General features: G+C 71.6%; 10 protein-coding genes. All 10 read right to left on the bottom strand.

What is annotated here, in order from left to right:
* Window positions 1-53: 53 nt before the first annotated feature.
* Complete coding sequence (locus AC3EN4_RS11520; protein WP_435205920.1) at window positions 54-980, bottom strand: sporulation protein; 927 nt, start codon at window positions 978-980, stop codon at window positions 54-56.
* A 79-nt stretch (window positions 981-1,059) separates the two neighbouring features.
* Window positions 1,060-2,124: a hemolysin family protein gene (locus tag AC3EN4_RS11515; protein ID WP_435205919.1), complete on the bottom strand. Its 1,065-nt coding sequence runs from the start codon at window positions 2,122-2,124 to the stop codon at window positions 1,060-1,062.
* Window positions 2,121-3,488, bottom strand: coding sequence for a hemolysin family protein (locus tag AC3EN4_RS11510; protein WP_435205918.1), 1,368 nt, complete (start codon window positions 3,486-3,488; stop codon window positions 2,121-2,123). Before AC3EN4_RS11510 ends, AC3EN4_RS11515 begins: the two co-directional genes overlap by 4 nt.
* 200 nt (window positions 3,489-3,688) lie before the next feature.
* Window positions 3,689-8,704 (bottom strand): DUF5005 domain-containing protein, encoded by a 5,016-nt coding sequence (locus AC3EN4_RS11505; protein WP_435205917.1) that lies wholly within the window; start codon window positions 8,702-8,704, stop codon window positions 3,689-3,691.
* Window positions 8,705-8,882: 178 nt separating this feature from the next.
* A complete protein-coding gene (gene mnhG / locus AC3EN4_RS11500) occupies window positions 8,883-9,224 on the bottom strand; it encodes a monovalent cation/H(+) antiporter subunit G (RefSeq protein ID WP_435205916.1) in 342 nt (113 codons plus the stop codon).
* Window positions 9,224-9,487, bottom strand: coding sequence for an MrpF/PhaF family protein (locus AC3EN4_RS11495; protein ID WP_422738885.1), 264 nt, complete (start codon window positions 9,485-9,487; stop codon window positions 9,224-9,226). Before AC3EN4_RS11495 ends, mnhG begins: the two co-directional genes overlap by 1 nt.
* Complete coding sequence (locus tag AC3EN4_RS11490) at window positions 9,487-10,083, bottom strand: Na+/H+ antiporter subunit E (RefSeq protein ID WP_435205914.1); 597 nt, start codon at window positions 10,081-10,083, stop codon at window positions 9,487-9,489. Before AC3EN4_RS11490 ends, AC3EN4_RS11495 begins: the two co-directional genes overlap by 1 nt.
* Window positions 10,080-11,585, bottom strand: a complete 1,506-nt coding sequence (locus tag AC3EN4_RS11485; protein WP_435205913.1) for a Na+/H+ antiporter subunit D — start codon at window positions 11,583-11,585, stop codon at window positions 10,080-10,082. The genes AC3EN4_RS11490 and AC3EN4_RS11485 overlap by 4 nt, the downstream gene beginning before the upstream one ends.
* A complete protein-coding gene (locus AC3EN4_RS11480) occupies window positions 11,582-12,070 on the bottom strand; it encodes a Na(+)/H(+) antiporter subunit C (protein WP_435205912.1) in 489 nt (162 codons plus the stop codon). The genes AC3EN4_RS11485 and AC3EN4_RS11480 overlap by 4 nt, the downstream gene beginning before the upstream one ends.
* Window positions 12,067-14,898, bottom strand: a complete 2,832-nt coding sequence (locus AC3EN4_RS11475; protein WP_435205911.1) for a Na+/H+ antiporter subunit A — start codon at window positions 14,896-14,898, stop codon at window positions 12,067-12,069. The genes AC3EN4_RS11480 and AC3EN4_RS11475 overlap by 4 nt, the downstream gene beginning before the upstream one ends.
* Between the last annotated feature and the right edge of the window lie 142 nt (window positions 14,899-15,040).

Raw genomic sequence — 15,040 nt, 5'->3', positions numbered from 1 at the left:
GGGGGGCGCGGCGCGCGGCGCGCGGGGGGCGCGCGGGGGCGCGGGGTGCGGGGTTACGTGCCGTCGCCGCCGGAGCCGCCGCCGACACCGGCGCCTCCCGCTGTGCCGCCCAGGCCGTAGCCGGGCTTGATGGGCGTGTCGGGATGGCGGCTGACGTGGGCGGAATGGCCGATCTGCGCCGACCAGTCGGCGTGGGCGGCAGCTGCGGCGTGGCGGTTGATGGCGTGGCGCAGCCAGCCGTCAACGGTGGCCACCCAGTCCCGCTGTCCGGCGTCGGCGTGCCAGATGCGGAACCGGCTGATGCTCTGGTGGGTGATGCCGGCCAGGGCCAGCCGCCGGTCCATCCAGGTGATCACCTCGAGGCCGGCCGAGTTGGTCACGAAGATCAGTTCCAGCTCGGTGATCGGGCCGGCGTAGAGCGGTCCGACCCAGTAGCCCCACCGCTGGTGCAGCGGTAGAGCGTGCTGCACCCCGGGCAGGCCGCCCTCGACCAGCCCCGCCTGGCGGATCGAGAAGCCCAGCGTGTCCAACGCGGCCAGTACGTGCTGCTGGGTGGGGACCGGGTGCACGAAGACCGGCACCATGGCCCCCTGGTCCAGGTCCGGGTCGACGGACACCTCGGTCCGCAGACCCATCCGCAGGCTCAGCAGCGGCACCCCGCCGAAGGTGGTCACCGGGGTCTCCCAGGGCAGCGGCAACGCGAAGTCGACCGCCCGACGACGGCCCGCCGGGACCACGAACCGCCCGGCGATCGGCAGCTGGAAGAACTGCATGAGGCGTCGTGGGGCCGCCGGATCGTCCGGCTCGACCGTGGTGACCAGGCCGAGCCGGATGTGGCGGACGAGCACGTCGTCCGGGCCGGCGGCGAGGGTCACCCGCCCGGGCAGGCGCAGGCCCGGACGGGTGCTCGGGTTCGGAAGTGTGGTCTGCACGGACAGCCCGGTCCAGCCGGACTCCCGAGACACCCCCGTCAACCGCATCGTGCGCCCCCCGCCAGGTCACCTCAACTCTCGCCGACCTGGCGGGGGATCACCCGGAACTTCCGGAAAGTGCGGTCTCCTAGCGGAGCCGCCGGCCGCGCGGCACCGTGTCGGTCTCGTCGTCGAACTCGCCGATGACCTCCTCCAGCAGGTCCTCCAGCGCGACGAAGCCGATCGGGCGGGCCGGACCGCCGCCGTTGCGGACCAGCGCGAGCTGCGACTGCCGGGCGCGCATCTCGGCCACCGCCTCGGTGACCGTGGACGTCGCCGGCAGGGTGAACGCCGGCGTCATCAGCTCCCCGGCGGTGGCGGCCCGGCCGGTGGTGACCACCCGTACCGCCTCCCGGACGTGCACCAGGCCGCAGACGTCGCCGCCGGAGTCCAGCACCGCCAGCCGCGACCGGCCGCTGTCTCGGCTGACCTGCTCGATCCGCTCGGCCGGGTCGTCGCGCCGGACGGTGACCATGGTGGCGAACGGCTCCATCACCTGCGCCACCGACGTGCCCTGCAACTCCAGCATGCTGGTGAGCAGTTGGTGCTGCTCCGCGCCGAGCAGCCCGTGCTCACGGGACTGCTCCAGCAGGATCCGCAGCTCGTCCGGGCCGTGCACCTGGGCCAACTGGTCCTGCTGGTGGACGCCGACCAGGCGCAGGATCGAGTTGGCCAGCGCGTTCAACGCGGACAGCACCGGCCGGGACACCCGGGCGAAGGCCCGGAACGGCAGCGCGAGCAGCGTCGCCGACCGCTCGGCGTCGGTGATCGCCCACGACTTCGGGGCCATCTCCCCCACCACCAGGTGCAGGAAGGTCACCAACCCGAGAGCGAAGACCAGGGCGATGACGTGGCTGGCCGCGTCGGGCAACCCCACCGCGTGCAGCAGCGGGCTCACCAGGTGCTCGATCGCCGGCTCGGCCAGCGCGCCGAGGCCCAGGGTGCACAGGGTGATGCCGAGCTGCGCCCCGGCCAGCATCAGCGACAGCTCGCGGACGCCGTCCAGCGCGGCCCGGGCCGCCCGGCCACCACTGGCCGCAGCCTGCTCCAGCCGGTACCGCTTGCTGGCCACCAGCGCGAACTCGGCGGCCACGAAGAACCCGTTCAACCCCAGCAGGACGCCGGAGCTGATCAACGCTATGCCGGGGCTCATGCGGACACCTCGCGCCGCTCGCCACGGTCGGTGAGTTGCAGCCGTACCGAGTCGGCGACGTGCCGGTCCACGGCCAGCACCTCGACCAGCGCGCGGGGCTCCGCCTCGTCCTCGTCGGCCTCGACGCCCTCGGGCAGCAGGCTGATCTCCAGCCGGTCGCCGACCTCCGGCACCCGGCCCAGCTCCCGCATGACCAGCCCGGAGAGGGTGTCGTACTCGGGCGCCTCGGGCAGCGCGATGCCGGTGCTGTCGGCGACCTCGTCGATCCGCCAGCGGGCCGGCACCACCCAGGAGCCGTCGTCCTGGCGGGCGGGCGCCCGCTCCGGCGGGTCGTCCTCGTCCCGGATCGGGCCGACCAGCTCCTCGGCGATGTCCTCCAGGGTGATCACGCCGGCGAAGCCGCCGTACTCGTCGACCACGCAGGCCATCTGCCGGTGCCCGGAGCGCAGCCGGTCCAGCACCGTGGGCAGCGGCAGGGTCTCCGGTACGAGCAGCGGCGGCCCCGCCACCGCGCTGACCGGGGTGGTGGCCCGCTCGGCGGGCGGTACGCCCAGCACGTCGGCGATGCCCACGATGCCGAGCAGGTCGTCGACGCCCTCGGCGCCGCGCACCGGGAAGCGGGAGTGGCCGGTGTCCAGCAGCTCGACCACCCGGCTCACCGGCTCGTGGGCCCGGACGGTGTGCACGTCGACGCGGGGCACCATGGCCTCGCCGGCGGTCAGTTCCCGGAAGTCGAGCCCCCGGTCGAGCAGCGTGGACATCTCGGCGTCCAGGCTGCCCTCCTCGCGCGACTCGGCGATGATCTGTTCCAGGTCGGCGGGGGTCGCGCCGCTGGGCAGTTCCTCGATCGGCTCGATGCCGACCCGGCGCAGCAGCCGGATCGACGCGCGGTCGAAGAGCCGGATCACCGGACCGGCGATGGCCAGGTAGACGAGCGTGGACCGACTCAGCGCGCGGGCCAGCGGTTCGGCCCGGGCGATGGCGAGGTTCTTGGGCGCCAGCTCGCCGAGGACCATCTGCACGATGGTCGCGATGATCAGGGCCAGCGCCACCGACAGCGGCAGGCTCACGGACTCGCTGACGCCCGCGACGCCGAGCAGGTCGGCGAGGCCGCCACCGAGGTACGGCTCGGCGACGTAACCGACCAGCAGCGCGGTGACGGTGATGCCGAGTTGTGCGCCGGAGAGCATGAAGGAGAGCCGGCTGGTGACGGTGAGGGCCCGGGCGGCGGCCTGGTCGCCGTCGTCGGCGAGCTGACGCAGCTTGCCCCGGTCCACGGCGACGTAGCCGAACTCCTGCGCCACGAAGTAACCGGTGGCGGCGGTGAGCACGATGATGAGAAGAAGACCGACGACGATCAACACGGGACGCTCAGGGCTCCCGGGGTCGTCGGGACGGGGATATGCCGGGCACGACCCGGCTGGCTACTGCTGCCCTCCTGGGCAGAGGAGTCGATCATGCCGTCATTTTATCCGCCCCGGCTGGAGGACCGCTGAGAGATGGTCGCGATGCGGGCAGCCGGCCCCGGACGGAGTCCGGGACCGGCTGCCTGGTCGGTGCTGGGTCAGTACAACCAGTTGCACTCGGAGGTGCCGCCGTAGCGGCGCCCCGTATCGAAGACGAAGTATCCGCCCCAGTAGAGGTTGGCCTCCTTCTCGAACCTGTTCGCCTCGTAGGGGTTCCCGGTCGTCAGTTTCGAGTAGGCCGACTGGATTCCGTAGTCCGCCAGGAAGTTCGCCGCGGACGGGTATCGGGCATACGCGTCGGAATGGATCACCTCGTGCCGTGGGAGATCCGGGCCCCTGATGTCGGCAGAGGTCCGTCCGTAGCCGAAGCGGATGTTCGCCCGCTTGTACGCCTCGCACCGCAGGCGGGCCCGGTACGAACTCTCGCTGCCACCGTAGAAGAAGTAATCTCCGACGGTTGCCGGCTGATCTCCTGCCGGGGAGGTGCCGTAGCACACCCGCGAGCCGAAGCCCGGGTCACACCAGCTGCCGCCCCCCAACACCCGGGTGGCGATGAGGTTACTGCCGTTGAGGTTGTTTCCGCCCCGGATCCTCGCGTACTCGGACCGTTGGACGACCGTCTCGGCGATCGGCGAGTCGGCGCTCTCCCCGGACATGTTGAAGGCGACCACCCGGAACTCGTGCAATTCGCCGTCCGAGAATCCGTACTTCAGGGAGGCGGAGGTGCCCGTGGCAGGCAGTGGCAGACGGATCCAGTGCCAATCCCCGGCGGTCCGGTACTCCATCCAGTAGTACACACCGGCGGTGCTGCTCCTGGTCCAGCTCAGGTTCACCTGGCTGACCCCGTTGGAGCTGGCGGTGAGCGACGACACGCGCGTGGGCACGGGCGGCATGGGTTTGGCCGAGGCGACGTTGCTCGGCGTGCTGTCACCGGACATGTTCGTCGCCCGCACCCGGAAGTTGTACGTGGTGCCGTTGCCCAGGTAACCGGCCACGAAGGTGCAGCACGACGTGATCGGCACCTTGACCCTGGTCCAGGTCGACGCCGTGCTGGTCTTGTACTCGACCAGGTAGTAGACGTTCGGCGTCGAACTCCTGCTCCACGTCAACGTCACCTTGCCGTTCCCGGCCGCCGCACTCAGCCCGGACGGCGCCTGCGGGATCGGCGGCATGGGCCGGGCCGACGCGGTGTTGCTCGGGGAACTGTCCCCCGCCTGGTTCGTGGCACGTACCCAGAAGTCGTAGGTCGTGCCGTTGGCCAGGTAGCCGGCCACGAAGGTGCAGCACTGGGTGACCGGCAACTTGAGCCGGGTCCAGTTCGCCGCGCCGGAGGCCCGGTACTCCACGAGGTAGTACACCTTCGCCGTGGAGCTGGCCGTCCATCGCAGCGTCACCTTGCCGTCGCCGGCACTGGCGGTCAGGCCGGACGGCGCCTGGGGAAACGGCGGAAGGGGGGTCGCCGCCGCGACGTTGCTGGTCGCCGACTGACCGGCCATGTTGCTGGCCGCCACCCGGAACTCGTAGCGGTGGCCGTTGGTGAGGTAGCCGGCGGTCATCGTGCAGCAGGTCGCCGGCAGCACGACCTTCTGCCAGGACTGCCCCGCTGTCGCGTCGCGGAGGTAGACGTCGTAGTAGACGCCGCCGGTCGGGCTCGCCGTCCAGTTCAGGACGACCTTCCCGTCCCCCGAGGTGGCGGTCAGGCCGGACGGGGCGGCCGGTACCGGTGGCAGGGGCTTGGCGCTGGCCACCGACGTCGGCGTGGACTCCCCGCCGCCGTTGATGGTGGTGACCTTGAACTCGTAGACGTCGCCGTTGGTGAGGTAACCGGCGGTCATGGTGCAGCAGGTGGTGACCGGGGTGCTCACCTTCTGCCACGACTGGTTGGCGCTCGCGTTGCGCAGATAGACCTGGTACCAGGAACCGCCGGTCGGGCTGGCCGTCCAGTTGAGGACCACCTTGCCGTCGCCGGCGGTGGCCGTCAGCCCACTCGGCGCCTGAGGCACCCCGCCCACGGCGGTGACCCGGACGGTCGCCGAGGCGACACCCTCCCCGCCCTGGCTCTCACCGGTCACCTTGAACTCGTAGACATGGCCGTCGGCCAGATATCCCCGGGTCGCCGAGGTCGTGCTGCTGGGCAGCGAGGACTTGGTGAACGTCGCCTGGCCCGCGGTGACATCGCGCTGGTAGACCCAGTAGAGAAGGCCGGGCGCCGGCGCGTCCCAGTTCAGCTCGATGGTGCCGGACCCGGCCGGTTGACCGCGCAGGTTGGTCGGTGCGGCCGGACGGGGCTGGCTGCTCGTCGCGGACACCACGTTTCCGGTGGGGCCCTCACCACCGGAGTTGATCGCGGCGATCTTGTACTCGTACGAGTGGCCGTTGGTGAGGTATCCGGCCGTCATCGTGCAGCAACTGGTGACCGGGGTGGCGAGCTTGGTGAAGGCGGCGTCCCCGGCGGTGACGTCCCGCTGGTAGACCTGGTACCAGAGATCCGGGCCGGGAGCCGTCCAGGCCAGCTTGATGGTGCCGTCGGCCTGGGCCGTCGCGGTCAGTGCGCTGGGGGCCGCTGGCAGCGGGGCCGTCGGCGTCACCGCGACGACGTTGCTCGCCGTGCTCTCCCCGCCCGACCCGCTGGCGGTCACCTTGAACTCGTAGCGATGGCCGTTGGTGAGATAACCGGCCGTCATCGTGCAACAGGTGGTGACCGGGAAGTCGAGCTGGTTGAACACCGTCTCGCCGGCGGTCACGTCCCGCATGTACACCAGGTGCCAGTTGTCGGCGACACCGTCCCAGGTCAACACCGCCTGGCCGTTTCCGGCCGTGACCCGCAGATTGGTCGGGGCGGCGGGCGCTGCGACGTCCGCGGTCGCGGAGGCGACGGCGGACGTCGGTGACTCACCGGCAGCACCGAGCGCGCTGACCTTGTACTCGTAGGTGTGCCCGTCGACCAGACCGCCGGCGGTCATCGTGCAGCAGGTGTCGACCGGCCACTCCAGCCTGGTGAAGTCCGTCTCGCCGGCCGTGACGTCGCGCTGGTACACCTGGAACCAGACCTCGGGCTGCGACTGCTGCCAGGTGAGCTTGATGCTGCCGTCCGGCTGCGCGGCCGCGACCAGGGCGGTGGGGGTGGCCGGAAGGGGTCGCTGCACGGTCGCCGTCGCCGCGCCGGACTGCGCCGACTCGCCGCCCTTGCCGAGGGCGGTGACCTTGTACTCGTAGGTGTGCCCGTTCTCCAGGCCCCCCGCGGTCATCGTGCAGCAGGTGTCGACCGGCCACTCCAGCCTGGTGAAGTCGGTCTCGCCGGCGGTCACGTCGCGTTGGTAGACGTAGAACCAGTCGGTGCTGTTGGCGTGCGTCCACTGGAGTTTGATGTCGCCGGTGGTCTGGGCGGTGGCGGTCAGCCCGGTGGGTGTCGGTGGTCTGCTGTAGAACGCTGTCGCGGTCACCTCGACCGACCGTGGCGACTCGCCGCCGCCGTGCACGGCCACCACCTGGAACGCGTACTGATGGCCGTTCTCCAGGCCGTTCATCGACAGGGTGGTGTCCTGCGGGGACGAGTCCCACTGCCGGCTGGCCTCGGTCTCGCCGGCGGTGACGTCACGCCGGTAGACCTCGTAGCGCCAGACGTTCGGAACGGCGTTCCAGTTGAGCGTGACGACACCGCCGTCGGCGGCGGTCGCCACCAGACCGGTCGGCGCCGTGGGCACTCCGACGGTGACGGTCACCGTGGCGGTGGCGGAGAGCGGTCCGGCCCCGGCGGTGTTGCGGGCCGCGACCCGGAACTCGTAGGCGTGGCCGGTCTCGTAGAACACACTCAGCTCGGTGGAGGTTCCGGTGATCCCGGTGGAGACCCGCGCGAAGTGGGTCTGCCCCGCCGTCACGTCCCGCTGGTGGACCTCGTACGTCAGGCCGGTGCCTGCGGGCGCCTGCCAGCGCAGGCTGACGGCGCCGCTACTGTCGGCCTGCGCCGTCAGGGCGGTGGGCGCGGCGGGCACCGCCGTCGGATCGGGCGTGGGCCGGGGCCAGTCGACCTCGACGAACCGGGGTCGGTAGGTGCTCACGTCGCCGTAGACGGCGTCCGCGACGAGACTGTTGACGTTGTACGACACCAACAGCTTCCCGGCGCGTGCCAACTCCGGGTGCACGCGGGAGTCGTACACGATGCTGCCCCCGATGGTGGCCGGTTCCGGGGCGGTGAACAACGGCACCGGACCGGCGAAGGGCCCGGTGGGCGAACTGGCGGTGTAGGCCACGAAGTCGGCCGAGAAGGTCAGGTTGTTCTCCTGGGTGACCACAACGTAGTTGCCGCCCACCTTCTGCATGCCGAAACCGGCGCCGACTCCGGACAGCACCCGGGCGGAATCGCCCTGGGCCGTGGACCAGCCGCTGCCGGTCCAGAACTGCCAGGCACCGGAGAGCCCGCCGGCCGGTACCCGGGCGACGTGGGCGAAGCGCATCTGGCCGACGGATTCGGCCCCGTAGATGTACGTGAACGCGCCGTCCTCGAGCACCGCCGAACCCCAGGCGATCCTGTTGCCGTAGCCCCGGTCCACGACGCTCCGCACGGTGAGCGCCGGCAGGTCGAAGGTGACCACGGCGCTGTCCAGTTGGGCGAAGTCCAGCGGCCCGGTGCCCGTCGTCTTCATCCGCTGGTAGACCACCCGGAGCACGCCACTCTCGACCGTGCCGTCGCCGACCCAGTACTTGTCGGCGCTGCCGTCGGTCGGACGGACGAGCGAGGCGGGTGCGGCGGCCGAACCGCCGTGCAGTGTCTGGACCAGGTCGGATCCGTCCTGCACCACGATCGAGTTGTTCACCATCGGGGTGTTCTTCGGCAGAGTGTGGTCCGCGTTGACGGTGCCGATCAGGCTGTCCGAGAAGAGCCAGGCGTTACGGCCGTCCGGCAGGGGGATCGAGACGGTGCTGTCTCCGCTCGTCCACTTGCCGCCGGTGTCGCCGTACGAGTTGAATTCGGTGTTGAGCGCGGCGGCCGTCATCCCACCCTCGGGCAGGGCGGCGGCGGCAGGCCCGGAGGGCACACCGACCAGCAGGCCGAGGGTCACCGCACCGACGAGTGCGCCGGCGACACGGGCTCGCGCCCGCGCATGTCTCTTCATTTGTGTCTCCCGTTGTGAGGCGCACATCGTCACAGCGGTCGATTCGAAGCAGCAAGAGGCGTTCAGTCGGTGCATGGATACGTTTACATCTAGAGATCAAACGGGGGTGTGTGCTAATCGGAGGGCACGGCCCGCCCGGTGACCACATCCCCGGCTGGGTCCGGGCGGCCGGGTCGGGTCACCGATCGGCCAGCTCGTCGGCGTCGAGCAGGCCCGGGTCGAACCGACCGGACCGGTAGGCGGCCCGACCGATCATCTGCGCGGCGACCGGCGCGGTCGCCAACTGGAAGACCGCGACCAGCAGGATCATGCCGAGGTCGGCCCGGGACCTCAGCCGCAACGCGATCCCCAGCAGCAGCAGGAGGACGCCCAGCACCTGCGGCTTGGTGGCGGCGTGCATCCGGGACAGCGCGTCCGGAAACCGCAGCACACCGATGCCGGCGGCCAGCGCGAGCAGCGCACCGGCGACCAGGCAGGCCGCGCCGAGCCAGTCGGCGACCGGTACCAGCAGGCCCGCCATCAGGACTGCTCCCGGACGGCGAAGCGGACCAGCGAGACCGAGCCGACGAAGCCGAGCAGGGAGAGCACCACCAGCACGGGCAGTGTGGTGGCGTGCCGGTTGACCGCCGCCTCCGCGCCCACCGCGCCGACCATGGTGGCGAGCAGCATGTCCGCCGCGATCACCCGGTCCAGCAGCGAGGGTCCCCGGTAGAGCCGGATCAGCGCGAGCAGCGCGGTGACCGACAGCAGGGCCGTGAGGACGACGGCCAGCAACGTGATCATCAGGAGGTTCCCTTCTCGGCGGCATCGGATTCCACCAGGCGCAGTTCGTCCGCGCCGCCCACCGCCCGGACGAGGCGTCGCTCGACCTCGAGAGTGCGGTTCCGGGCGAGCGCCAGGTCCGCCGGGCCGTGGGTGTCCAGCACGTGCAGGTAGAGCACCCCGGGCACGCGGTCCACCTTGAGGATCAACGTGCCGGGCACCAGCGAGACCGCCTCGGCGGTCAGCGCCAGGTTCAGGTCGGTACGCACCCGCAACTGGACGGCGATGATCGCGCCGCGCGGCCGGTAGCCGGGCTGCACGGCGATCCGGGCGATGTGCAGGCTGGCGGTGACCAGTTCGACGACGAACCGACAGGCGAACGACAGCAGCGCCACCGGGCGCAGCCGTCCGCCGAAGGTCACCGACGGCAGGGGGAAGAACAGCAGGACCGCGCCGCCCACCAGCAGGCCGCCGATGATGTTCGCCAGGTTGATCTCACCCCAGAGCAGGTTCCAGACGAGCACCAGCCAACCCAGCGCCAGCGTCTGGTCCCGCCACCGACCGAGCCGACCTTCCCGGGCGGTGTCCGCCGGCGGCGCGCCGCGCGGGCCCGTCACGGCACACCACCGGGCAGGACGGCCCGCACGTACGGGGTGCGCGAGAGCAGGTCGGTGGCCGCGTCGGCGGTGACGTCGAAGAGCGGACCGGCCAGCACGGTCAGCGACACACCCAGAGCCACCAGGGCGATGGTCGCCCCGACCGTCAGAGCGGGCAACCGGACGACGGGTTCGTCGGTGGCGAGCCGGGGCGTCCGCCAGAACGCGATGTTCCACACCCGGGAGGCCACGTAGAGGGTGAGCAGGCTGGTGAGCGTCCCGGCCGCCACCAGCGTCGCGGGCAGCGCCCCGCCGGCCGCCACCCCGGCCTGGAGCAGGCCGAGCTTGCCTAGGAACCCGGAGAACGGGGGCACCCCGGCGAGGTTCATCGCCGGGACGAAGAAGAGGACGCCCAGCAGGGGCGCCACCCGGGCCAGCCCGCCGAGACGGCGCAGGTCGGTGCTGCCGGCGCGCTCCTCGACCAGCCCGGCGACCAGGAACAGGGTGGTCTGGATGGTGATGTGGTGCACCACGTAGAAGATCGCCCCGGCGAGTCCGGCCGCGGTGCTCAACGCCACCCCGAAGATCATGTAGCCGATGTGGCTGACCAGGGTGAACGAGAAGAGCCGCTTCATGTCCGACTGCGCCACCGCGCCCAGGATGCCGACCACCATGGTCAGTCCGGCGACGACCATGAGCAGGCCGTCGAGCTGACCGCCCGGGAAGAGCAACGTCTCGGTACGGATGATCGCGTACACGCCCACCTTGGTGAGCAGCCCCGCGAACACGGCGGTGACCGGGGCCGGAGCGGTGGGGTAGCTGTCCGGCAGCCAGGCCGACAGTGGGAAGACCGCGGCCTTGATCGCGAACGCGAGCAGCAGCACCAGTTGCAGGACCATCCGGACGTCGTTCGGCAGGTCGTCGAGCCGCTGGGCGAGCTGCGCCATGTTCAGCGTGCCGGTGGCCGCGTACACCAGCCCCACCCCGGTCAGGAAGATCATCGAGGAGAGGACGCTGACCACCACGTACGTCGACCCGGTGCGGATGCGCGTCTCCGTGCCGCCCAGCGTGATCAGCACGAAGCTGGCCGCCAGCAGGATCTCGAAGCCGACGAAGAGGTTGAACAGGTCGCCCGCCAGGAACGCGTTGGTGACGCCCGCGGTGAGCACCAGGTAGGTCGGGTGGAAGATGACCACCGGCGCGCTCTCGCTGGTCTCGCTGCGACCCTGGCCGATCGAGTACACCAGCACGCAGAGGGTCACCGCCGAGGACACCACCAGCATCAGCGCGGCCAACTGGTCGGCCACCAGCACGATGCCCACCGGTGGCGGCCAGCCACCGACCGCGAGCACCACCGGGCCGTACCGGTACGCCTGCACCAGCAGCACCACCGCCACGGTGAACGTCACCGTCAGGCAGAGCACGCTGACCGTACGCTGCACCCGGGGCCGGTCGGCCAGCAGCAGGGTCAGCGCCGCGCCGAGCAGCGGCACCACCACCGGCAGGGGCAAGAGCCGGCTCACGATGCGCCGTCCGGTTTACCGCGTCGGAGCCGACGGCGGGCCGGCTCCGGGTCGACCTGCTCCGGGTCGTCTCCGGGACCCTCCCCGCCACGGTCGGCGGCGCCCACGTCGTGGTGCTCCGCACGGCGGATGATCTGCCGGTCCTCCAGGTCGTCGGGCACCTCGTCGTCGCCGGTGAGATACCAGCTCCGGTACGCCACGGCGAGCAGGAACGCGGTGAACCCGAACGTGATCACGATGGCGGTCAGCACCAGCGCCTGCGCCAACGGGTCACTCATCCGGTCCACCGGGCCGGTGCCCACGACGGGTGCGCCCCCGGATCGGCCACCCAGCAGGATCAGCAGGTTGACGCCGTTGCCGAGCAGGATCACGCCGAGCAGGATCCGGGTGAGGCTGCGCTCCAGCAGCAGCACCACCCCGCAGCCGACCAGCGCCGCGACGGCGAGCACCAGCACCAGCGTGGGCCCGGCGCCCCCCGCCGTCATTGCCGGCCGCCCTTGTCGATGGACAGGCCGCCACTCTCCGTACCGGTGGCCTCGATGTGCCGGTCCACCTCGGCGCCGAGGCTGCGCAGGATGTCCAGCAGCAACCCGATCACGATCAGGTACACGCCGATGTCGAAGAAGAGCGACGTGACCAGGTGGACGTCGCCGACCAGCGGCAGCGACACGTCCAGTTTCGCGCTCTCCAGCACCGACCCACCGGCGAGCAGCGCCACCGCGCCGGTACCCACCGCCAGGGCCAGCCCCGCGCCGAGGATCAGGCCGGCGCCCACCGGGGCAGCGTCGGTCAGCTCGTACCTCCCGCCGGCCAGGTAGCGGACCACCAGCGCGAGCCCGGCCACCAGGCCGCCCGAGAAGCCACCGCCCGGCGCGTTGTGCCCGGAGAAGAGCAGGAACAGCGAGAACAGCACCACCGTGTGGAAGATCAGTCGGATGACCACCTCGAGCACGATCGAACGCCGCTCCTCGTAGAGGGTCGGGCCGCCCCGTAACCAGACCGGACGGTGGGTCCCGAGCACGGCGGCGGACTCCGGCCGGCGTGGCCTCGGCCCGGTGCGGCCCCGCTCGAAGATCAGGCTGGCCACCCCGGTGGCGGCCACCACCAGCACCGACACCTCCCCCATGGTGTCCCAGGCCCGGATGTCGACGAGGGTCACGTTGACCACGTTGCGGCCGTACCCCTCGCCCACGGCGAGGGCCGGGAAGACGGTGGAGATGTCCGGCGCGCGGCGGGCGCCGGACGCGACGAGCGCGAGTCCGCCCGCCACGACGCCCGTCGCCACGCCGATCGCCCGACGCGTCCACCGGCTGCGGCGCAGCGGGCGGGCCGAGAACCGCTCCGGCAGGCGACGCAGCACCAGCACGTACACCGCGATGGTCGCGGTCTCCACCAGGAACTGGGTGAGCGCCAGGTCCGGCGCGCCGTGCAGGATGAACAGCATGGCGCTGCCGTAGCCGGTGACGCCGACCAGCAGCATCGCGGTCAACCGCCGGCGCGCACCGACCGCGAGCAGCGCGGCCACCGAAACCACCACCACGACCACCGGTTGCAGCGGGTTGTCCCAGATCGGGAGCCGGGCCCGCCACGGCGCGGCGGCGAGCATCGCCCCACCGGGCAGCAGCACGAGGGTGACGAGGATGATGCCGAGGTACTGCGGCAGGGAGCCGCGCTGGGTCGCGCCGGTGACCGCGATCGCGAACCGGTCGAATCGGCCCACCACCCACTCGTACCCCTGGTCGCCACCGACCGGCGAGCGGAGCCGGGCCAGCGCGGGGGCGAGCGGCCCGCGCAGCGCGAAGAGCAGGCCGCCGCCGACCAGCGCCAACACGGACAGACCGAGGGCCGCGGTCGGTCCGGGCCAGAGCGTCAGGTGCCCGTGGAGGCCGCCCAGCAGTTCGGCGTACGGACTGAGCAGGCCGTCCAGCACCCCGGCGGCGGGACCGGCCAGCAGCCCGACGACGGCGAGCACGGCCGGTGGCAGCAGCATCGACGCGGCGATCGGCGCGGGTGGGGCCGGTTCGACGCCCGGCCGGTCGGCGAACGCGCCCCAGAGGAAGCGGGCGCTGTACGCGACGGTGAGCACCGTCCCGGCGACCAGGCCGGCGAGGAGCACCGGATCGCCGGTGAACGCCGCTAACACCGCCTCCTTGGCGACGAACCCGACGAGCGGCGGTACGCCCGCCATCGACGCCGCCGCCAGCACCGCGACCCCGAACAACGGCCGGGACCAGCGCCGCAGCCCGGACAACTCGCGCAGGTCCCGGGTCCCGGCGCCGTGGTCGATGACGCCGACCACCAGGAACAGCGCCGCCTTGAACAGGGCGTGCGCCAGCAGCATCGCCGTACCGGCCAGCGCGGCGTCCGGCGTGCCCGCGCCGGTCACCGCGACCAGCAGGCCCAACTGGCTGACCGTCCCGTACGCGAGCAGCAGTTTGAGGTCGTGCTGTCGCAGCGCCGCCCACCCGGCGACGAGCATGGTCGCCACCCCGGCGACCTGTACCACCGGTCGCCACGGGCCGACCGTGGCGAGCACCGGCGCGAGCAGCCCGACCAGGTAGACGCCGGCCTTGACCATGGCGGCCGCGTGCAGGTACGCGCTGACCGGAGTGGGCGCCGCCATGGCGACCGGCAGCCAGGAGCTGAACGGGAGCACCGCCGACTTGGACAGTGCTCCGGCCAGGATCAGCAGCACCGCGGTGGCGAGGTAGCCGCCTGCGGGCAGCGGGTGGGTGGCGATCTCGGACCAGCGGTAACTACCGGCGTGCTCGCCCAACAGGATGAACCCGACCAGCATGGCGAGCCCGCCCAGCGTGGTGACGGTCAGCGCCTGCGCCGCCGCCCAGCGGCTGGGCCGGCGTTCGGTGCTGTGCCCGATCAGCAGGTACGAGAAGATCGTGGTCAACTCCCAGCCGACGTAGAGCAGCAGCAGGTTGTCGGCGAAGACCAGGGCGAGCATCGCGCCGGCGAAAGCGACCAGGACGGCGGCGAACTGGGCCATCCCGGGCGAGCGGGCGTCGAAGTACCGGGCGCTGTAGACCAGCACGAGCGCGCCGACGCCGCCGATCAGCAGGGTCATGAGCCAGGACAGCGTGGTGAGGCGCAGCGCGATGTCGAGGCCCAACTGTCCGATCCACGGGTACGTCTCGACCACCGCGCCGCCGTGCCCGACGGCCGGGGTACGGGCCAGCGCCCAGCCGAACGCGGCGGCCGGCGCGAGCGCCAGCGGATAGCACGCGCGCGGACCCCACCACCGGACGAGAAGCGGCGCGACGATGGCCGCCACCAGGTGGAGGATGAGCAGTACCAGCACTCGCGCTCCCGATCGAGGTGGCCGACACCCGTACGGCGGTGGTGTCTCCAGCGATCAGACGCCAGATAACCGCCCAATGGGCGGTTTTGCCGGAATTGCCCCAACCCAGCGCAGAATGTGCGATCAGCGACGGTTGCTTCGG

This window comes from Micromonospora sp. bgisy143, from assembly GCF_057708145.1.
The sequence above is the reverse complement of the archived record's forward strand: the minus strand, read 5'-3'. Positions and strand labels throughout refer to the sequence as shown.

Excerpts from the sequence above, each read along its gene's own strand:
- AC3EN4_RS11480 (WP_435205912.1), bottom strand. The coding sequence starts at position 12,070 with ATGACGGCGGGGGGCGCCGGGCCCACGCTGGTGCTGGTGCTCGCCGTC.
- AC3EN4_RS11505 (WP_435205917.1), bottom strand. The coding sequence starts at position 8,704 with ATGAAGAGACATGCGCGGGCGCGAGCCCGTGTCGCCGGCGCACTCGTC.
- AC3EN4_RS11520 (WP_435205920.1), bottom strand. The coding sequence starts at position 980 with ATGCGGTTGACGGGGGTGTCTCGGGAGTCCGGCTGGACCGGGCTGTCC.
- mnhG (WP_435205916.1), bottom strand. The coding sequence starts at position 9,224 with ATGGCGGGCCTGCTGGTACCGGTCGCCGACTGGCTCGGCGCGGCCTGC.
- AC3EN4_RS11495 (WP_422738885.1), bottom strand. The coding sequence starts at position 9,487 with ATGATCACGTTGCTGGCCGTCGTCCTCACGGCCCTGCTGTCGGTCACC.
- AC3EN4_RS11515 (WP_435205919.1), bottom strand. The coding sequence starts at position 2,124 with ATGAGCCCCGGCATAGCGTTGATCAGCTCCGGCGTCCTGCTGGGGTTG.